General features: G+C 59.3%; 19 protein-coding genes. 9 read left to right on the top strand and 10 right to left on the bottom strand.

Translation table 11 applies throughout. From position 1 onward, the window contains the following. Positions 1 to 54: 54 nt before the first annotated feature. Positions 55 to 528, bottom strand: a complete 474-nt coding sequence (gene rplO / locus GS612_RS16205; protein WP_152456906.1) for a 50S ribosomal protein L15 — start codon at positions 526 to 528, stop codon at positions 55 to 57. 310 nt (positions 529 to 838) lie between these two features. Between rplO and GS612_RS16200 the strand changes: the two genes are divergently transcribed. From GS612_RS16200 to GS612_RS16185, 3 genes are all read left to right on the top strand, one after another. Beyond that, positions 839 to 1,873: a fatty acid desaturase gene (locus GS612_RS16200; RefSeq protein WP_171641737.1), complete on the top strand. Its 1,035-nt coding sequence runs from the start codon at positions 839 to 841 to the stop codon at positions 1,871 to 1,873. 614 nt (positions 1,874 to 2,487) lie between these two features. Next, the gene (locus GS612_RS16190) at positions 2,488 to 2,694 is read left to right on the top strand and encodes a cold-shock protein (protein WP_152456904.1); all 207 of its coding nucleotides are present in this window, start codon (positions 2,488 to 2,490) and stop codon (positions 2,692 to 2,694) included. Positions 2,695 to 2,857: 163 nt separating this feature from the next. After that, positions 2,858 to 3,412, top strand: coding sequence for a L,D-transpeptidase (locus GS612_RS16185; RefSeq protein WP_170346434.1), 555 nt, complete (start codon positions 2,858 to 2,860; stop codon positions 3,410 to 3,412). 18 nt (positions 3,413 to 3,430) lie between these two features. On the opposite strand, the gene GS612_RS16180 is transcribed toward GS612_RS16185, so the two are convergent. After that, entirely contained in the window at positions 3,431 to 4,057 is a 627-nt protein-coding gene (locus GS612_RS16180) for an arylesterase (RefSeq protein ID WP_171641768.1), read from the bottom strand. Between the two features lie 66 nt (positions 4,058 to 4,123). Here GS612_RS16180 and GS612_RS16175 point away from each other — a divergent pair, with 66 nt between their 5' ends. After that, complete coding sequence (locus GS612_RS16175) at positions 4,124 to 4,819, top strand: ABC transporter ATP-binding protein (protein WP_171641734.1); 696 nt, start codon at positions 4,124 to 4,126, stop codon at positions 4,817 to 4,819. Beyond that, complete coding sequence (locus GS612_RS16170; RefSeq protein ID WP_171641732.1) at positions 4,816 to 7,344, top strand: ABC transporter permease; 2,529 nt, start codon at positions 4,816 to 4,818, stop codon at positions 7,342 to 7,344. The genes GS612_RS16175 and GS612_RS16170 overlap by 4 nt, the downstream gene beginning before the upstream one ends. A gap of 2 nt (positions 7,345 to 7,346) precedes the next feature. On the opposite strand, the gene GS612_RS16165 is transcribed toward GS612_RS16170, so the two are convergent. Continuing rightward, positions 7,347 to 7,793: an Rrf2 family transcriptional regulator gene (locus GS612_RS16165; protein ID WP_170346430.1), complete on the bottom strand. Its 447-nt coding sequence runs from the start codon at positions 7,791 to 7,793 to the stop codon at positions 7,347 to 7,349. 93 nt (positions 7,794 to 7,886) lie between these two features. On the opposite strand from GS612_RS16165, the gene GS612_RS16160 reads away from it, so the two are divergent. Further along, the gene (locus GS612_RS16160) at positions 7,887 to 8,456 is read left to right on the top strand and encodes a gamma-glutamylcyclotransferase family protein (RefSeq protein ID WP_171641730.1); all 570 of its coding nucleotides are present in this window, start codon (positions 7,887 to 7,889) and stop codon (positions 8,454 to 8,456) included. Between the two features lie 52 nt (positions 8,457 to 8,508). Here GS612_RS16160 and gltX read toward each other — a convergent pair whose 3' ends face one another. Then, entirely contained in the window at positions 8,509 to 9,834 is a 1,326-nt protein-coding gene (gene gltX, locus GS612_RS16155) for a glutamate--tRNA ligase (RefSeq protein ID WP_171641728.1), read from the bottom strand. Between the two features lie 75 nt (positions 9,835 to 9,909). Continuing rightward, on the bottom strand, positions 9,910 to 10,344 hold the full coding sequence (locus tag GS612_RS16150; protein WP_171641726.1) for a DUF1801 domain-containing protein: 435 nt from the start codon (positions 10,342 to 10,344) through the stop codon (positions 9,910 to 9,912). Between the two features lie 116 nt (positions 10,345 to 10,460). Between GS612_RS16150 and GS612_RS16145 the strand changes: the two genes are divergently transcribed. Then, entirely contained in the window at positions 10,461 to 11,393 is a 933-nt protein-coding gene (locus GS612_RS16145; RefSeq protein ID WP_171641724.1) for an MBL fold metallo-hydrolase, read from the top strand. Positions 11,394 to 11,397: 4 nt separating this feature from the next. Here GS612_RS16145 and GS612_RS16140 read toward each other — a convergent pair whose 3' ends face one another. From GS612_RS16140 to GS612_RS16130, 3 genes are all read right to left on the bottom strand, one after another. Beyond that, positions 11,398 to 12,729, bottom strand: coding sequence for an FAD-binding oxidoreductase (locus GS612_RS16140; RefSeq protein WP_171641722.1), 1,332 nt, complete (start codon positions 12,727 to 12,729; stop codon positions 11,398 to 11,400). Positions 12,730 to 12,866: 137 nt separating this feature from the next. Further along, complete coding sequence (locus tag GS612_RS16135; protein ID WP_253286202.1) at positions 12,867 to 13,214, bottom strand: hypothetical protein; 348 nt, start codon at positions 13,212 to 13,214, stop codon at positions 12,867 to 12,869. Between the two features lie 188 nt (positions 13,215 to 13,402). Next, positions 13,403 to 15,061 (bottom strand): NAD+ synthase, encoded by a 1,659-nt coding sequence (locus GS612_RS16130; RefSeq protein ID WP_171641721.1) that lies wholly within the window; start codon positions 15,059 to 15,061, stop codon positions 13,403 to 13,405. A 153-nt stretch (positions 15,062 to 15,214) separates the two neighbouring features. On the opposite strand from GS612_RS16130, the gene GS612_RS16125 reads away from it, so the two are divergent. Beyond that, positions 15,215 to 16,696, top strand: coding sequence for a 2-isopropylmalate synthase (locus tag GS612_RS16125; protein ID WP_171641719.1), 1,482 nt, complete (start codon positions 15,215 to 15,217; stop codon positions 16,694 to 16,696). Positions 16,697 to 16,700: 4 nt separating this feature from the next. Here the strand turns inward: GS612_RS16125 and GS612_RS16120 are convergent, their stop codons facing one another. Continuing rightward, a complete protein-coding gene (locus GS612_RS16120; protein ID WP_171641717.1) occupies positions 16,701 to 17,366 on the bottom strand; it encodes an SDR family NAD(P)-dependent oxidoreductase in 666 nt (221 codons plus the stop codon). A 289-nt stretch (positions 17,367 to 17,655) separates the two neighbouring features. On the opposite strand from GS612_RS16120, the gene GS612_RS16115 reads away from it, so the two are divergent. Beyond that, positions 17,656 to 19,224 (top strand): 2-isopropylmalate synthase, encoded by a 1,569-nt coding sequence (locus GS612_RS16115; RefSeq protein WP_171641715.1) that lies wholly within the window; start codon positions 17,656 to 17,658, stop codon positions 19,222 to 19,224. Positions 19,225 to 19,401: 177 nt separating this feature from the next. On the opposite strand, the gene GS612_RS16110 is transcribed toward GS612_RS16115, so the two are convergent. Then, a complete protein-coding gene (locus tag GS612_RS16110; protein WP_171641712.1) occupies positions 19,402 to 20,187 on the bottom strand; it encodes a 23S rRNA (adenine(2030)-N(6))-methyltransferase RlmJ in 786 nt (261 codons plus the stop codon). Positions 20,188 to 20,195: the final 8 nt, after the last annotated feature.

Here is a 20,195-nt window from a genome sequence, read left to right as displayed (position 1 = left end):
GTCTTGGAAAACTCTGAGGTCTATGTAAGCGGGTCTTTGCCCGCTCACAAGCGATTACTCTGCCGCAGCAGCTTTTGTGACCTTCAGTGAACCGCCCGCTTTCTCGACTGCCTCGACGGCAGATTTCGAAGCACCGGTCACTTCCAGGTTCACCTTGGCGCTGATTTCGCCTTTGGCCAGAACGCGGATACCGTCCAGCTTGCGGCGCACCAGACCGGACGCAACCAGAGCGTCTTCGGTGATCGCAGCCGAAGCGTCCAGCTTGCCGGCGTCGACGAATTTCTGGATCAGACCCAGATTGATAACGGCGAATTCCTTGCGGTTCGGCTTGTTGAAGCCGCGCTTGGGCAAACGCTGGTACAATGGCATCTGGCCGCCTTCGTAGCCATTGATGGCCACACCCGAACGGGATTTCTGGCCTTTGATACCACGGCCACCCATTTTACCTTTGCCGGAACCCGGACCACGGCCAACGCGGGTGCGTTTCGGGCTGGCGCCTGGATTGTCGCGCAGTTCGTTCAGTTTCATGTCGCTTCTCCTAAGCCGGATATGACCCCGAAGCGTGATGGGCCAAACACGGCATTTCTTGGTTTTTGATTCTCGTGGCGGAAAGCCACCGCAGGCGTATAGGCCCGATAACCGCACTTGACAAGCCTGTAGATTGCCCTGCGCCCCGGGACGCCGGCATGAGGTCTTGAGCCAGGTGTTACGCAAAGGGCACCTCTGCCGGCCTTTGACCGAAAAGTGACCGTGAAATGCAGCGCCTTTAAGAAAAACCGCTTGCTATGTCGGGGTGGTCGTCTATCCGGTGGCCTACAAACACTAGACTGGCAGGCGTATGACTGAACCCTCTCTCTCGCTCCGCGACAAGCCGGAGACCACCGCCGCACGTGACTGGGTAACAACGCTTGCCAAATATCGCGAACCGGACCAAATGCGCAGCGCTTTTGAGCTGGGCGTAAGCATTGTCCCCTTTTTCGGACTGTGGGCATTGTCCTGGATGTCACTTTCAGTCAGCTATTGGCTGGCCTTTGTGATTTCCGCCCTCAATGCGGCCTTTCTGTTGCGGTTGTTTGCCATCCAGCATGATTGCGGGCACGGCGCATTCTTCAAAAACCGGGCCGTCAGCGACTGGATCGGGCGCGGCATCGGAGTTCTGACACTGACACCATATGATGTCTGGCGCCGCACGCATTCCACGCATCACAACAGTTCCGGCAACCTGGACAAGCGCGGGATGGGCGATGTCCACACCCTGACCGTGGCTGAATACCGCGCCAAAACACCACTGAACAGGTTCTGGTACCGCGTGTACCGGAACCCTATTACTCTGTTCGTGCTTGGCCCTGGCTATCTGTTTCTGTTTCAAAACCGCCTTCCGCTGGGTCTGACAGACAGCGTAAGGTTCTGGGTCAGCGCGATGGCGACCAATCTTGCGATTCTGGTTGCCCTTGTGGCCATCTACTATTTTGGCGGGCTGATGCCGATGTTGCTGATCTTCCTGCCGTCGACTCTGATTGCCGCAACGGCCGGAGTTTGGCTGTTTTATGTACAACACCAGTTCGAGAACACGCATTGGGACGCGGATGCAGACTGGCAACTGCATGAAGCGGCGCTGCACGGAAGTTCGCACTATATCCTGCCCTCGGTGTTGCAGTGGTTCAGTGCCAATATCGGCATCCACCATGTACACCACCTCTACAGCCGCATTCCGTTCTATCGTCTGACCGAAGTGCTGCGCGATCATGAAGAACTGGCGAACAGCAACCGGATGACCATCCGGGAAAGCCTCGCCAATGCGCGGCTTCACCTGTGGGACGAGAAGAACCGTCGTCTTTTGTCCTTTGCCGAGGCCCGCGCACTTTATGGGTAACAGGCATGCCCGGCACTTTCGTTTCTGAAATCGCAGCGCATGCCTTGCGTCAACGGCAGGCGTATGGCGCGGGACAGGCTCCATCCATCGCGACGACTTTCTCGGGCGTGATGTTGACAGAGAATGCGCGCGTCACAAACCGGTATTCTGCCGGTGCAAAGGCAGGCGCGACTCAGGTGCCTTCATCCCGATCGTGACTGGCTTGATCGCCCACGCCTGAACGGGAAAGCGATCGCGATTGACACAACCCGCATCGCGCCCTGCATTGCAGTGAAAAAGGCAGTGACCATCTGGTGACATGAACACCACTCTGCACGGCATCAGTGATAACTAAGAGCGACCGTCCAACCTGTTCGTCGATGCTGGGCAAGGCTGCGGCACCGTGAAAGAAAACTAGCCTCCCCGGGCCTGTGGACACGGCGGAAATCCCTCATGCCCCTGCACAAATCAAACAAAATCCCTTGTCACACCCCCGCCCCGATGCCATATGCAAAGAGCTTACGTTTTTCTATTCGACCTACTGTCTCCTTCATCGGCAGTCAGTCTATCGATACAGACCGACGACGCCAGGCTGCCGCAACTCCGTGGGCAGCACTCAAACAGGAGACACGGATATGCCAGCAGGCACCGTAAAATGGTTCAACACCACCAAAGGCTTCGGCTTCATCGCACCGGAAGAGGGCGGCAAAGATGTATTCGTACACATCTCGGCTGTCGAACGTTCGGGCCTGACCGGTCTGGCCGACAACCAGAAAGTCACGTACGAGCTGCGCGCCGGTCGTGACGGCCGCGAAAGCGCCGACAGCATCCAGCTGGCCTGAGCTTGATATCGGGTGAGGGGATTCCCCTCGCCCCTTTCCCGCTACCACCTCGGGTGGCAGGCAGGACACATCACGTCCACGTGATGTCTGCCCTAGAATTGACCAAATATCGTATCATGATGAAATTGGTTTCAGTTTCATTGGTCATTCGACGAGGGTTTCGATGTTTACACGCCGTATTTTTCTGGCCGGAACGGCGGCCAGCATGTTGCCGGGCATCGCCAGCGCCAAAAAAGCGGTCGAGTATGATCCGACACCGCAATTCGTGCGCATCAAGAAACAGTTCGTACCTGGTCAGCTGCTGGTCGCGCCCCGGTCGTTCTATCTTTACTTCGTCACGGAACCTCGCAAGGCGATCCGCTATGGATGCGGCGTCGGCAAAGCGGGGTTGGAGTTTACCGGCACGGCCACCATCGATGTGAAAAAGGAATGGCCGACCTGGCGCCCGACCGATGAGATGATCGAACGTGATCCCGTCGCTTACGCCAAATTCAAGGACAACGACTATGTCCAACCCGGCGGCGGAGATAACCCGCTGGGCGCGCGCGCGCTGTATCTGTTCCAGAACGGTGTCGACACCTATTTCCGCATCCACGGCACGACGCAGCCGCAGACCATTGGCCGGGCGGTGTCCAACGGGTGCATACGAATGCTGAACGAGCATGTGATCGATTTGTACAACCGGGTCCCGATCGGAACAGTTGTCACGGTCGTCTAGGTGCCCATGGATGGGCGCCTATTCCGCTTGCCCCGCCTGATCAACAAGCTTCAGAACGGACGGCCCCAGTGATTCAACGATCTTTGCCACCCCATCCGCGTTTGGATGTATTCCGTCCGGCTGCATGAACTGCGATACCGCACCGGGATCGCCCTCGGCCGCAAGCCCTTCGAAGAAACTGGCGGCGAAGAGGACGTCGAACTCCTTCGCCAAGTCTGGGTACATTCCGTCGAAAGCTTGCTTGTAATCGGCCCCGTAGTTACCCGGCGCCTGCATACCGATCAGCAGAACCGGTACATTCACGCCCCGCGCCACGTCAAGGATCCTGCGCAGATTGGCCTTTGATACGGCAGGGTCGATCCCCCGCAACAGGTCGTTGCCGCCAAGGGCAACGATCATGCCATCCACATCCGGTGTCAGGGTCCAGTCCACACGTGCGGCCCCGCCCGCCGTCGTGTCACCCGAAACGCCTGCGTTGATGACGCGGACATCCGCGCCCTGCGTCTGCAACCAGCGTTCAAGCTGTGGAACAAACCCGCTTTCCTCCACCAGCCCATAGCCCTGAGTCAGCGAGTCCCCCAAAGCCGCAATCACCACTTGTTCGGCTGTGGCCGCAAAACCGCACCACGTGAAAAGGCCTGCCATCAAAGCCTTGCGCAACGTGGTGATCGCTCCATATCCCAAAAGACCGCTCCTTTTTCGGGTAGACCCATGACGACTGCTGTTCTCGCCCTCCAAGATGCCGCTTTGTCCCTGGATGGCAATGCCGGGCGGGTCGATATTCTGCATGACATTACGTTGACTGTGAACAAGGGCGAGACGCTGGGGCTTATCGGGCCTTCTGGCTCGGGCAAGTCTTCGCTGCTGATGTTGATGGCGGGGTTGGAGCAGGCGACGCACGGTCAAATCATGGCGCTGGGTCAAGACCTTACCGACATGGATGAGGACGCTCTGGCCCGGTTTCGGCGCGACAGTATGGGGGTGGTGTTTCAGAACTTCCATCTGATCCCGACGATGACCGCGCTTGAAAACGTGGCAACCCCACTGGAACTGGCAGGGCACAAGGATGCGTTCGACCGGGCCGAGCAAGAGCTGGACGCCGTTGGCCTGTCGCACCGTCGCGATCATTACCCGGCGCAACTGTCGGGCGGAGAACAACAGCGTGTTGCCTTGGCACGAGCATCTGCGCCGCGCCCCAAAATCCTGTTGGCTGATGAACCGACCGGGAACCTGGACGAAACCAACGGGGCCGCAATTGTTGATTTGCTGTTTGGTCTGCGCCGGAAATACGATGCAACCCTGGTTCTGGTGACCCACAGCCATTCATTGGCCGAAAGATGTGATCGGGTCGTTCGGTTGCGTGACGGCAGGATCGCCGAAGAGACCCGGCAGGAGGCCGCGGAATGAGCCTGCGGATGGCCGGGCGGCTCGCCCGCCGCGAGCTACGCGGAGGCCTGAGCGGTTTTCGGATCTTTCTGGCCTGTTTGGCGTTGGGGGTCGCCGCCATCGCGGCCGTCGGGTCGGTGCGGCAGGCCATACAGGCTGGGCTTGCGCAAGAAGGGGCCTCGCTGCTGGGGGGCGATGCCGAACTTGAATTCACCTATCGTTTTGCCGATGAGGCAGAGCGCGCCTGGATGCAACAGACATCCGTCCAGATGTCCGAGGTTGTCGATTTCCGCTCGATGGCCGTTGTGCCCGGCGCGACAGGTCCGGAACGAGCGCTGACTCAGGTCAAGTCAGTCGACAACGCGTACCCACTTGTCGGCTCGGTACGGCTGGAACCCGAGATCCCGCTGGAAGACGCCCTGAACGGCAGTTTCGGCTTGCCCGGGGCCGTGATGGAACCTGTGCTGATGGACCGGCTTGGGTTGTCCGTCGGTGATCGGTTTTCACTTGGGACGCAAGAATTCATCCTGAGGGCTGCCCTGCTGGACGAGCCCGACAGCGCGGCGGATGGGTTTGGCCTTGGGCCGCGCACTCTGGTTCGAACCAAGGCGTTGCAGGCGTCCGGTCTGCTGGAACCCGGAACGCTGTTTTCGACAAAGTACAGGATGATCCTGCCCCGGAACGCAGATGTTTCAGAGGTATCCGCAAGGGCTGATGCGGCATTCGAAGGCACGGGAATGCGCTGGACGGATGCACGCAACGGTGCCCCCGGGATATCCGAGTTTGTCAATCGCCTGAGTGCATTTCTTGTCCTTGTCGGGCTGTCCGGGCTTGCCGTCGGCGGCATCGGCGTTTCTGCCGCCGTGCGTGCTTATCTGGCGCAGAAGACAGAAACGGTTGCGACTCTGCGTACCTTGGGGGCCGATCGCGCCACCATTTTTCAAACCTACATGATTCAAATTGGCGTTCTGTCCGTCTTCGGGATCGCGATCGGCCTGACGCTGGGTGGATTGGCGCCGCTTGTTCTGGCCCCGCTGCTGGAAAGCCAATTGCCGGTTCCAGCAGTGTTTTCCCTTTATCCACAGCCGCTGATCGAGGCAGCAATATACGGTCTGCTCACAGCGTTCCTGTTCACCCTTTGGCCATTGGCCCGCACCGAAGATGTGCGCGCCGCGACGTTGTTTCGCGACGCGCTGAGCTCGGCCCGCCCCTTTCCACGTCTGATTTACGTCGTGGCAACCGGTGCCGGGCTGTTGTTGCTGATCGCCCTGGCATCATGGTTCAGCGGCTCGACGCGGTTTACTGTCTGGACCGGCGGCGGGCTTGTCGGTGCACTGGCGCTGTTGACCCTCGCCGCTTATGCCATTCGCAAACTGGCCCGGGCTGGGACTTCGTTGGCCCGGGGGCGACCCACAGTCAGATGGGCGTTGTCGGCCATCTCGGACCCACGCGAAGGTGCAGGATCTGTGGTTCTGTCACTGGGGCTGGGCCTGTCGGTGCTGGCTGCGGTCGGGCAGATCGACGGGACCCTGCGCAACGCCATTTCGGGCAACCTGCCGGATGTTGCGCCGTCGTACTTCTTTGTGGACATCCAGAAAGATCAAATGCCCGGCTTCACCGAACGCCTGCAAAGCGACCCCGCGGTCAGCCGCATTGAAAGCGCGCCGATGTTGCGCGGGATCATCACGCAGATCAACGGCCGGCCCGCTCGGGACGTGGCCGGAGATCACTGGGTGCTGGAAGGGGATCGCGGCGTGACCTATTCGGTTCAACCGCCGCCGAACGCACGCCTGACCGCAGGGGAATGGTGGGCCGAAGATTACGCAGGTGCACCCCAAGTCAGCTTTTCCGCAGAAGAAGCCAAAGAGATGGGCCTGAACCTGGGCGACCAACTGACCGTCAATATCCTGGGGCGTGACATCACGGCAGAGCTGACGTCCCTGCGCGAGGTGGATTTCTCTACCGCGGGAATGGGCTTTGTCATGTCGATGAACCCCTCTGCGCTGGCCGGTGCGCCGCACAGCTTTATCGCGACGGTCTATGCCGAAGAACAGGCCGAGGCGGCCATCCTGCGGGATCTTGCGGGCCAGTTCCCCAATATCACGGCCATCCGGGTGCGCGACGCCATTGATCGCGTCTCGGGCCTGCTGGCAGGTATCGCCGCAGCGACCTCGTACGGTGCAGGAGTATCGCTACTGACCGGATTTTTGGTTCTGATCGGCGCAGCGGCGGCGGGCGAACCTGCCCGCAGATACGAAGCAGCGATCCTCAGGACATTGGGTGCAGATCGTGGCAGTATCCTGCGCAGCTTTGGCCTGCGATCTGTTCTGCTTGGGGCCGCCGCGGGATGCGTCGCGCTGTTCGTTGGCATTCTGGGCGGCTGGGCCGTTGCCACCTACATCTTCGACACAGAGTTCACGGTCATCTGGTCATCGGCCTTCGGCATCGTACTGGCCGGGATAGGCGTCACGGTATGTGCTGGGCTGGCATTTGCCCTGCGTCCACTTTCGGTGCGTCCGGCGCGCATATTGCGCGCGAGCGATTGAAATCAGCGCACGCAGGCCACGGGCTGCAAGAGCCTCAGCAGCGGATCATTGTCACATACCAGCGCATCCAGGGTAACATCGTCGAGGGACGCATAGAACACCTCTGCCGCGTCCTGAAGCGCAAGCCTCAGCCGGCAGGCATCCGTGAGCGGGCACGTGTTGTCAGCGTCGGCGAAACACTCGGCAATGGGCAAAGCCCCTTCAACATGCCGGAACACCGCACCGATGCGGATCTGATCCGCGGGGCGCGCCAGCGACATGCCACCGTTTCGACCGCGCTGCGTGCTCAGATAGTTCAGCTGGCTCAGCTGATTGATCACCTGCGCCAGATGGTTTTCCGAAATGTTGCACACTTCGGCGATTTCGGATTTCGTGACCAGCCTGTCCGGGTGAGCTGCGCAATACATCAACAGGCGCACAGCGATATTCGTCCTTTTGGTAATCCGCATGAGGGCCTCCCTAAATTCAAGATGCAACCTTATTGCATGTCCGGGAAAAAAGCGGTTTGACATACATCAATCGACCCAAAGGACACTTCTTGGATGGCCGACCCATATTTCTTTGGCTATGGCAGCCTCGTGAACCTCGCGACGCATGATTTCCCCGATCCACGCCCCGCGCGACTGAAGGGTTGGCGGCGGGCATGGCGGCATACCGATCTGCGACCCGTGGCGTTTCTGACTGCCGTGCCCGACCCGAAGTCAGAGATCGAAGGCATGATTGCGCATGTTCCCAATAATGACTGGGCCGCGCTGGATGAACGGGAATGGGCGTATGACCGAATTCCCGCAACGCAGTCGGTTTCACATCCCTTGACGCACGATGTCGAAATAGCTGTCTACGCCGTCCCGCAGGATCGGCACAGCCAGCCCAGCAATCACCACCCGTTGCTGCTCAGCTATATCGATGTTGTCGTGCAGGGTTACTTGCGGGCGTTCGGCGAAGACGGCGCGGATCGTTTCTTTGAGACGACAACAGGCTGGGATGCCCCGATCCTGAATGATCGCGCCGAACCGCGTTATCCACGCCATCAGCAACTCAAACCTGTCGAACGTGATTTTATCGATGACCGCCTGACAAGTTTATCGGTGCGGTTCGTACAGCCGGCGTAACAAAAATGGGCCACGCCGATGACGTGGCCCAGAAAATTGGTGTGCCACCACGTTAGCCGCGCGCGCGGATCACCTGTAGCAACGGCATCAGCCCAGCCATTTCCGGGCCGCGCTCCATGCCGGTCAACGCTTTGCGCAGTGGCATGAACAGGCCTTTGCCCTTGCGACCGGTTGCCTCTTTCACGGCTTTGGTCCAGGTGCCCCACGTATCACCATCGAACGGACCTTCGGGCAGCAAAGCCATCGCCTGGGCAATGAATTCCCGATCTTCATCAGCGATCAGGGGATCGGCCCCATCACGGCACAGCTCCCACCAGCCCTTGAGATCGGCCAGGGTGGTGATGTTTTCGCGGGCCATGGCCCAGAAAGGTTCTGCCAATTCATCTGGAACACCTGCATCCGCAACGGCACTGGCCACATCGGACAGCGGCAGCGATTGCAAATGCCTGGCGGTCAGCGGAAACAGGTCCTGTACATCGAACTTGGTCGGCGCGGCGCCAAACCGGTTTACATCGAACCCTTCGATCAGCTCGGCCATTTCCGAGCGCAGCTCAACCGGATCAGACGAGCCCAGACGCGCCATAAGGCTCAGCAATGCCATCGGTTGCACACCCTGTTCGCGAAGATCGCGCAAGGCCAGCGTGCCTAGCCGTTTCGACAATGCCTCACCCTGCGGACCAGTCAGCAGAGAATGGTGGGCAAAACGCGGACAACGCCCGCCCAGCGCCTCGATGATCTGGATCTGCGTCGCCGTGTTGGTCACATGGTCCGAACCCCGTACGACATCCGTCACGCCCATTTCAGTATCATCCACAACCGACGCAATCGTATAGAGAACCTGGCCATCGCCACGGATCAGAACCGGATCGGAAACCGAAGCCGCATCAATCGAGATGTCGCCAAGAATGCCGTCATTCCATTCGATACGTTCATGATCCAGCTTGAAGCGCCAGACGCCGTTGCCACGTTCGGCGCGCAGCTTCTCTTTCTCGGCCTCGGACAGGTTCAGCGCAGCGCGGTCATAGACCGGCGGCTTGCCCATGTTCAGTTGCTTCTTGCGTTTCAGATCCAGCTCGGTCGGCGTTTCGAACGCTTCGTACAAACGACCCATCGCGCGCAGCTTGTCGGCCGCTTCGGCATAGCGGTCCAGACGGTCCGACTGACGCTCGACCCGGTCCCAATGCAAACCCAGCCATTCCAGGTCCTGCTTGATGGCATCGACATACTCTTCTTTCGACCGCTCGGGGTCGGTATCATCGATGCGCAGGATGAACGTACCGCCTGCCTTGCGGGCAATCAGATAGTTCATCAGGGCGGTGCGCAGGTTGCCCACATGGATGTAACCGGTGGGCGACGGGGCGAAACGGGTGGTTGTCATGGGTGTCTCCTGTTGGCGCGGCTCTTGTCACATGGGGGCGTTTTTGTCCAGCCGCCGCTTGATCCATCAGGTGATTCAGAACGGTTTCACCGGCCACACCCTGTCGAGGTCGTCCAGTCCGGCGCGAATGAGTTCGCGCAAAACGCCCGTGTCGATATCCGCCAGTTTGTTGACGTACAGACAGGACTTGCCCAGCTTGTGCTTTCCCAATCTGGCCATGAGATCCGCAAAATCTGCGTAACCCGGCATGATGTAAATCACCAAAGCTGATTTGCGCGGCGAAAAACCGGTTGCCAGAAAGTCGCCTTCACGACCCGATTTGTAGCGATAATGGTAGCGGCCATACCCGACGATCGACGGGCCCCACATGACCGGTTTGAACCCGCTGGTGGCGCGAAACAATTTGTCAAGCTGATGCGCGTCTTCAGCACGGCGCGCCGGTTGAACCGTTCTCAGGAAATTCTCGACGCTTTGATCTGTCGGAACTGTCTTGTTGTCTGATCGCGCCATGAACAAAAATTAACACGTATTATTCACCCATGCACCCCATCTGAATGGCGTATAAACTGGCAAGAGCCTCTCGACGCCCTAACTGAACCAATGATGTCCTGACAGGGAGAACGAAGATGACAATGAAACTAACACGCCGCGCTGCCTTGGGAAGTGCCGCCGCCTTGCCGTTTGCAGCCGCGGCCGCCCCGGTTTTGGCCGCCAGCCCGGAAACCAAAGCAAACTCGACCATCGCCAGGTCATTTCATATTGGCGATTTCACGGTCACGACCCTGCTGGATGGCAGCTTTCCCCGCGACGGAGCCAAAGAGATTTTTGGGGGCGGAGCGACGGACGAAGAATTTGCCAAGGTTTCGGCTGAAAACTTCATTCCGGCAGACGTCGCACAGTTTTTCTTTACCCCCTCACTGGTCAACACGGGATCAGAGCTGGTTCTGTTTGATACCGGTCTGGGGCAAGGTGGCATACAGGCCGCGCTGGCAGATGCGGGCGTGACCCCGGATCAGATCGATGTGGTCGTGATAACGCATATGCACCCTGACCATATCGGTGGCATGACCACCGAAGGCGCGCCCACCTTCGCCAATGCGCGCTACGTGACGGCATCTCCGGAATATGATTTCTGGGCTGCGCAGGACGCAGGCAATCGTGTGGGCGATCTGGTCGCTGAAAAAGTCACACCGCTGGCCGAGAAAATGACCTTTGTCGAAGACGGGGGCGAGGTTGCCTCGGGCATTACCGCAGTGGCCGCTCATGGCCACACACCGGGCCACACGGTCTACCATCTGGAAAGCAACGGGCAACGTCTGGTGCTGACGGCGGATCTGGCCAACCACTATGTCTGGTCTTTCGCCCATCCCGAATGGGAAGTCCGGTTTGACATGGACAAGGCCGCAGCCACTGCCGCACGCCGCGATGTTCTTGGCATGCTGGCTGCCGACAAGGTGCCAATGGTCGGCTATCACATGCCCTTCCCCGGCGCCGGGTATGTTGAGACCCGTGGAGAAGGCTTTCGCTTTGTCCCGGTCAGCTACCAGATGATGGGCTGAGCGTTCAGTATCCCGGATCCGGCCGCACTTTTGAACCGTCACTGAACCGCGACAGGCGAAAGGCGGCCGGGTCCACGCAAGGCGTTGTTTCGGCAACCAGATCAGCCATCAGCCGCCCCGCCCCGGGGCCGATTCCAAAGCCATGGCCTGAAAACCCCGTGGCAATGTACATTCCCGGCAGATCATCCACGCCCGAGATGACGGGAATCGCATCCGGCGTCACATCGATCATACCTGCCCAGCTTTGTACGATCTCGCCTGTTTGCACAGCGGGGTATCCCTTGCATGCACTGGCCCAGGCGCGTCGCAGTGCTTTTTGAGACGGCTCAGGGTCCAGGATCCGGCACTTTTCGAACGGCGTCACATCGGTTGGCAGCCATCTCCGGTCCTGTTGTGCTTCGATCGTCCAGCGTTTGGACAAGCGAAAGCGCAGAGATTTCCACTCCTGCACAAAAGCCGGCAGGAACTGCATCGCCAATCGAAAACTGTCCGGCACGATGTCCACGGTATTCTCATGGCCGGATGCAATTGTGTAACCGCCATCGGCCCGTTTTCGGATTGCGAAATCATCCGACCACAACGACACCTCGGGCCCCTCTGCGATGGGGGATGTGCGCAGAACCGTATTCAGAACCTTCAGCTGCGGCAGTTCGATCCCCGCATTGCCTGCAAACAGGCGCGACCACGCACCCCCGGCCAGAACGACGCGGCCGCTGGCAACTTTGCCGCGCTCGGTGAAAACACCAGCGATACGTCCAGCCTGAACGTCCACACTGCGCACGGCGCAATTCGTCATGATCACTGCGCCCCGAGCCCGCGCAGCTTCGGCGATGGCGGGGGCTGTCCACTGCGGTTCGGCACGACCGTCCTGCGGCATGTACAAAGCGGTTTCAAAGCCCGATTGGTTGCCGTGCAAAAGGTCTGCCAACTCACCGCCCGAAACCATCCGCGCGCCGGTCTGCAATCCTTCGACATGGTGCAACCAACGTTCCATGTTGCCGGCATCCCGCCTGCCGGATGCGCCAAAAAGGATACCGGATCGGGTGTAACCTGTCTTGCGGTCCAGCCGGTCATCGAGCGTCTGCCAGATGCGCAACGATTCCTGCATCAGGGGTATCTCTCTTGGGTCCCGCATCCCAAGACGGACCCAACCCCAATTGCGTGAACTTTGTTCGGCTGCAATCTGCCCTTTTTCGCACACAAGAACCGAAGCGCCCCTCTCTGCCAGTTCCAACGCGGTTGAAACGCCGATGATTCCGCCGCCGATGACCACGACATCAACGGTTTTGGGCAGGGCAAGATCAGGTTCTACAGGAGTTGGTTTGGGCGTGGTCATCAATAGGCCTTACTCTGTCGCTTGGACCGCTATGGAGACCAAAAGACAAAGCATGGGCAATACAAACTGCCACCGCAACATACGATTTTCGGCATCTGTGACCCAGACGCCTGAGGTTTAAAGCGCGGGGCCGAAGGTTAAGCTGCGCCGGACAGTTCCGCCCATTTTTGGCGCAAGATCGCGGACAACCGGTTTTCCTTAAGCGCCGCTTGCGCGGATACGTCTTCCTGTGGAAGCAATTGCGGAAACTCTGGCCGCAACATGGCCGCTTTCTGATCTTCCGACTGCCGCTGCTCATTCAACAGATCGGCAATTGCTGCATCCAGCTTTTCTTCATCCAATTCTTGCGGCGGAGATTCCATTGTGCGCCATTTCAAAGGCGCATGAAGCGATCTTTCATAATCCTCGTACATTTTAACACCAAACCATTCACTCAGACATCCAACCCCGGATACGCTGCGTTCGCCACATTCGGCCTTCGCCATCAACGACAATGCGTCGCATCCGCCCCACATTGGGCAACTTCCAAGCAAAAATGTGTCAGAAAAATGTCACCCAAGCAAGCCAGGGATGGCCTTTTTCGCTCGGTTGCACGGGCTTTGCCCCTCGATCAAGGAACAATGCACAACACGGAAACTTCACTGTTTCCGATCTGACGGGCTTGGCTTCGATTTCAGTGACGATCACGCCAGCGATTTACGATCGGGTACCGCCGGTCCAGCCAGAATGCCCGCTTGCTCAAGCGCGTGCCCGGAGCGGACTGGAACCGTTTGTACTCGCTGATATAGATCAGGTGCTCGACCTTTCGCGCGTCCGCCTCGTCAAATCCGGCGGCGACGCAATCCGCGATGGAGCCATCCTGATCGACCAGAATGTCAAGTATCGCGTCCAGTACGGGATAGTCCGGCAGACTGTCACTGTCCTTCTGATCTTCGCGCAGTTCGGCGCTGGGGGGTTTGTCAATGACGGACGGGCGAATGACCTCTCCGTCAGGCCCCATCATCCAGTCTCGATGATTGGCGTTGCGCCAGCGGCAGGTTTCGAACACGCGGGTCTTGTACAGATCCTTGATCGGGTTGTAGCCGCCATTCATGTCGCCATAGATCGTGGCATAGCCCACCGCGACCTCGGACTTGTTGCCGGTGGTCAAAAGCATTTCACCAAACTTGTTCGAAATCGCCATCAGCAAAAGCCCGCGCAGGCGCGACTGAATGTTCTCCTCGGTCAAGCCTTCGTCCAACCCCACAAATAGCGGAGCGAGCGTGTTGGTGACGGCAGCCCGGCTTTCCGAAATCGGCACATGGTCATAGTGCACACCCAGCGCCTTGGCGACGGCCTCGGCATCGTCCAATGACGCTTGGCTGGTATATTCCGACGGCAACATCACACAGCGAACATTGTCGGCCCCGATGGCATCCACCGCGATGGTCGCCACCAACGCGGAATCGATCCCTCCGGACAGTCCCAGAACTGCCTTTTTGAAGCCGGTCTTGCCAATATAGTCCCGCAGGGACTGCACCATCGCGCGATAATCCTGCTCCCACACATCCGGCTGAGGCACGATTTCTGCCGGCACAATGCGCCAGCCATCATCGCCGCGCTCAAGATCCACCTGAGAAACCACTTCGTCGAATACTGGCATCCGGAAGGCCAGCTCTCCGCCCAGGTTGAGACCGAAGCTGGCGCCGTCAAAGACCTGATCGTCCTGCCCGCCGACCATGTTCAGGTAGATCAGCGGCAGGCCCGTTTCGACCACGCGCGCGACCATATGGTTCAGACGTACATCGTATTTGTTCCGGAAATAGGGCGACCCATTGGGGATCAGCAGAAACTCGGCCCCGGTTTCCTCAAGCGTTTCCGCAACATCCGGGTGCCAGCCATCCTCGCAGATGGGGCTGCCAATACGGAAGTTGCCAACCGAATACGGACCGCCCAGAGGACCCGCATCATACAGGCGCACTTCGTCGAAAACAGTCTCATTCGGCAGATGGTGCTTCAGAACCTTGCTGGTGATCCGCCCCCCCTTCAGGATCAGATAGGCATTGTACAACTTGCCATCATCGACCCACGGACCACCCAGGGCAATCGCGGGCCCATCGGCGCATGTCGCGGCCAGAGACTCGACCGCATCCATGGCCGCGCGATGAAACACAGGCTTCAGCACCAGATCCTGCGTGTTGTATCCGGTGATGAACATCTCGGGGAACGCCACCAGATCGGCCCCCGCCGCCTTGCCCTGTTCCCACGCAGCAACGACCTTGGCCGCATTGCCGTCGATGTCCCCTACGGTCGGGTTCAGTTGCGCCAGAGTGATGCGGAAACGGTCGGCCATGCTGCCCTCTTGCCTCGTCAGTCCTATTGCCATTTAGCAGATCATCGCGCGAGTAAAAGGCCAATGCGGCAAAACCCGTTGCCCTGCCCGCGACGGTATCCTAGTTTTGCGCCCAGGGATGCAACCAACGATGATCCGGCAGGCAGGACCAAAATGAACGTGATCCGAAACTCAATTGGGGCTGTGGCCATGAGCCTGGCAGCTGCGACCGCTGTTGCGCAGGACGGCACGATTATCGTCAAGGATGACGAGGTGGGCGGCGTCTACGAGGGCACTTATGAGAATGGCCTGCGCCACGGGACGGGTACGTATCGGCTGCCCAACGGGTTCGAATACACCGGCCAGTGGGTGGAAGGCGAAATTCAGGGCCAGGGCGTCACCAAGTACCCGGATGGATCGGTTTATGAAGGCGCGTTCGTCAAAGGTCAGCCGGAAGGGCGCGGCAAGATCGTTTACGCCAATGGCAGCAGCTATGACGGTGAATGGTCCAACGGATCCATCAATGGCACGGGCATCGCTGAATTTGCCAATGGCTCGCGCTATGAGGGTGAGTTCAGGAACGCACAACGGCACGGCAAGGGCAAACTGACCTTTCCCGATGGGTATGTCTACGATGGCGACTGGGTGGACGGTCAGCGGCAAGGCAAGGCCACGATTACCTATGCCGATGGCAGCGTTTACGAAGGCGATGTCAACGCCGGCTTGCGCGATGGCACGGGCACCCAGACAATGCCTGACGGAATGGTATACGAAGGCGAATGGACCCAGGACCAGATCACCGGGACAGGTCGCCTGACCTATGCCAATGGTGATGTGTATGAAGGCGAGCTTGTGCAGGGGCGCCGTCAGGGCAAAGGCAAAGTAACTCACGCGTCAGGGGACGTCTACGAGGGCGATTTTGTCGATGATCGCCGCCATGGCAAAGGCACGTTCACCGGAACCGATGGTTTTGTGTACACCGGCGACTGGAACCAGGGTCAGATAGAAGGCCTGGGTGAGCTGACCTATCCCGACGGTTCGGTTTACGTGGGCGATTTCGTGGCCGATCTGGCGGAAGGAAACGGCCGCATCACCTATCCCGACGGCTCCACTTACGAGGGTGAGTGGATCGCCGGCGTCATCGAAGGCCAGGGTACGGCGACCTATGCCACCGGCATGATCTACAAGGGTCAGTTCAAAAACGCGCAAAGCCACGGCAAGGGTGTGATGACCCGCGCGGACGGTTCGATCTATGACGGAGACTGGGTCAACGGGGTTCGTCAGGGAAAAGGCAAGGCGACATACTCTGACGGCACGGTATACACCGGGGACTTCGTGAACGGAAAGCGTCACGGCAAAGGAGAAATCGTGACCCCTGCCGGGTTCAAATATGTCGGCGACTGGTCCGAGGGCAAAATCAACGGCGAAGGCATTGCGACCTATTCGAACGGCGACGTCTATGAGGGCAACTTTGTCGACAACAAAAGGCAGGGCAGCGGAACCATGCGCTATGCCAACGGGCAAGAAGAAACCGGTATCTGGGAAAACGGTGTTTTACCGAATCAAACCCCGGACCGGCAGGGCGGCGCAGACGCTCCGGCACAGCAGACAGACCCGGATTCAGAGACGGCACAACCAGATCCGTCTGGCGAATGATCGCTCACCAGGGAACAGGTTTTCCGGCCCAGTCAAAGAACCCACCGGTATCCGCCGGGCGCAACCCGCCGATCACGGACAACAGGTTGCGCGCGGCTTCACCGGGTTCAACGGCGGGATGCCGTCCCAGATATTTCCGAGTAAACTCTGTTTTGACCGTACCGGGATGCAGCGCAACACATATCGCCTGTTTGTGTGTCCGGGCCAATTCTATTGCCGAAGTGTGGACGATTTGATTGACCGCGGCCTTGGCCGCGCGGTAGCTGATCCAGCCGCCCATCCGATTGTCGCCAATGGACCCGACCCGCGCGGACAATACAGCAAATACCGAACGCCGCTGCCGCGGCAACAACTGATGGGCCCGGCTTAGCACCAACGCCGGACCAACGGCATTCAGAGCAAACTGGTCCATCATTGCCCTTGCCGAAACAGATCGAATGGTCTTTTCGGGCGCATTGCCTGAAATCTCCAGCGCCCCGGAAGCGACAAGAACAAGATCGAACGGGCCCGATAGGCGTTCAAGCATCCGGCTTGCTCGATCTGGTTCCATCAGATCGAACCCCTCGACAGAGCGCGAGAGGCACGTCACCGCAACGCCCCGCGCCTCCAATTGCTCGCGTACGGCCGCACCGATCCCGCCGGACGCACCAATGATCAAAGCAGTATCCATCTGCGACCAGCTAGCGGCATGGACGGATCAATCAAGGGACAGGGAATTTCCAACCCCCTACGCCGCAACTTGTCGAAAATTGGTTCTTTTCATTCCCGGCGGCGTCTGTATAACCTCAAACCCATGATCAACTGCGCAGATATCCCTTTTGCCAAAGCCGCCCCTCGCGGCGCGGTTCTGCGTGGCCTACTGATCCTAATCCGCCTCTGAGCGTGCCATCCGGCGCGCCCGCTCAGAGGAGGACGCCAGCGCGCCAACAGGCTTTAGGACAGACAAGAAAGAGATTCCCATGACCAACGTGACCGACCAAGACCGTGTCTTGATCTTCGATACCACTTTGCGCGACGGCGAGCAGAGCCCCGGCGCGACCATGACCCATGACGAAAAGCTCGAGATTGCCGAGCTGCTGGATGACATGGGCGTCGACATCATCGAAGCCGGTTTTCCGATCGCATCCGAAGGTGACTTCAAAGCGGTATCCGAGATCGCCAAGAACGCCAAGAACGCCCGTATCTGCGGTCTGGCACGCGCCAATTTCGCCGATATCGACCGCTGCTGGGAGGCGGTCAAACACGCGGAACAGAACCGCATTCACACCTTCATCGGCACCTCTCCGCTGCACCGCGCCATTCCGAACCTGACACAGGACGAGATGGCTGACAAAATCCACGAAACGGTCAGCCACGCGCGCAACCTGTGCGAAAACGTGCAGTGGTCGCCGATGGACGCGACCCGGACCGAATGGGACTACCTGTGCCGCGTCATCGAAATCGCGATCAAGGCCGGGGCGACCACCATCAACATCCCCGACACCGTGGGATATACTGCGCCGCTGGAATCAGCGGACCTGATCAAACGCCTGATCGAAACGGTTCCGGGCGCAGATGAGGTGATCTTTGCCACCCATTGTCACAACGACCTCGGCATGGCGACGGCGAATTCGCTGGCGGCGGTCATCGGTGGTGCGCGCCAGATCGAATGCACCATCAACGGCCTGGGCGAACGCGCCGGCAACACCGCCCTGGAAGAGGTCGTGATGGCAATGCGCACGCGCAATGACATCATGCCCTTCCACACCGGGATCGACACGACCAAGATCATGCATATCTCGCGCCGGGTCGCTACGGTGTCGGGCTTCAACGTGCAGTTCAACAAGGCCATCGTCGGCAAGAACGCGTTTGCCCACGAAAGCGGCATCCATCAGGACGGCATGCTCAAGAACCGCGACAATTTCGAGATCATGCGCCCCGAGGATATCGGCCTGTCGGGCACATCCCTGCCTCTGGGCAAACACTCGGGCCGCGCCGCTCTGCGCGACAAACTGGAAACGCTGGGCTTTGAAGTTGGCGACAATCAACTCAAAGACATCTTCGTGCGGTTCAAGGATTTGGCGGATCGCAAGAAAGAAGTGTTCGACGACGATCTCATTGCGCTGATGACCCTGGATGAGGCGGACGACTATCTGCAATTGGTGTCGATGAAAGTCACCTGCGGCACCGGCGGGCAGGCGGAATCGACGGTCGAGCTGGAAGTCGACGGCAAGGATGTCATCGCAACTGAACACGGTGACGGGCCGGTAGACGCGACCTTCAAGGCAATCCGTGCGATTTACCCCAACACGGCCCGTTTGCAGCTGTATCAGGTTCATGCGGTGACCGAAGGCACCGATGCGCAGGCCACGGTTTCGGTCAGGCTGGAAGAAGATGGCATGATCGCCACGGGTCAATCAGCGAACACGGATACCGTCGTGGCTTCGGCCAAAGCCTATATCCACGCGCTGAACCGCCTGATCGTGCGCCGGGAAAAGACCGGCCCGGGCGCGGATGCCCGCGAAATCAGTTACAAAGACCTGACCTGATCCAAAGTGGCGCGATGAGGGGCTCCCGCACCTGCGGTTGCCCGGCTGCGCCGAGCACCCTTGCAGCTTTGGGCCCGGCAGCGCGCCTGCGGCGCGCTGCCGGGCCCAACATGTTTGACGGCATCTCTGATGCAGGCAAACAGGGCGGGAGTATCGGTTGCATTTCTTTGGCTGGCCTCAGAGACCTGCAAACAGCTGCGACAGGCGTGTCGTTTCTTCCTCGATGCCGAATGGTGCGTTCAGAATGAACATCCCTGATCCCACCATCCGATGCCCTTCGCGCACCGGTGGAAATGTCACCTCATGGCAAATGGCCTTGGGGAAGTTTTGCGCTTCAAGCGTCGCGATCATCCGGGCGTGGCGTTTGTCCGTCAGAACCGGGTACCACAGGGCGATCACCCCGACATTCCATTTCCGGTGCAGTTTGGCAATCACTCCGGGCAGTCGATCGTAATCGGTCTTCACCTCATAGCTTGGGTCAATCAGCAAAAGCCCCCGTCGCGGCGTCGGAGGCAGCAGGGATTGCACCAGTTCAAACCCGTCCTGCCGATACACCTTCGCCCCGAACGGTGACATTGCCAAAGACAGCGCGGCATGTTCCTGGGGGTGCAGCTCGGCAAAATGCAGGCTGTCCTGATCCCTCAACAGATGTGCTGCAATCATCGGCGATCCCGGATAGGCCGCGTCGCCGTGCCGGGCCTGTATGTTTTTCAGAACCCGCGCCATCGGATGTCCGGGGCCAAACCACCCTTCTCGTTGCGCGCGCGCGATTCCTGCCGCCGCCTCGCCCGTCCGCATGGATTCGTCCGCGTCCAACTGGTACAGCCCCCGCCCGGAGTGCGTTTCGACATAGCTGAGCGGCTTGTCCTTCTGCGTCAAATAATTCAGCACCCAGGCCAGCAATGCGTGCTTTTGGACATCAGCCAGATTCCCGGCGTGGTAAATGTGTTGATAAGAGAGCATTTTGCCTT

It is taken from the genome of Ruegeria sp. HKCCD6157, from assembly GCF_013110685.1.
Classification (GTDB): Bacteria; Pseudomonadota; Alphaproteobacteria; order Rhodobacterales; family Rhodobacteraceae; genus Ruegeria.
The sequence above is the reverse complement of the archived record's forward strand: the minus strand, read 5'-3'. Positions and strand labels throughout refer to the sequence as shown.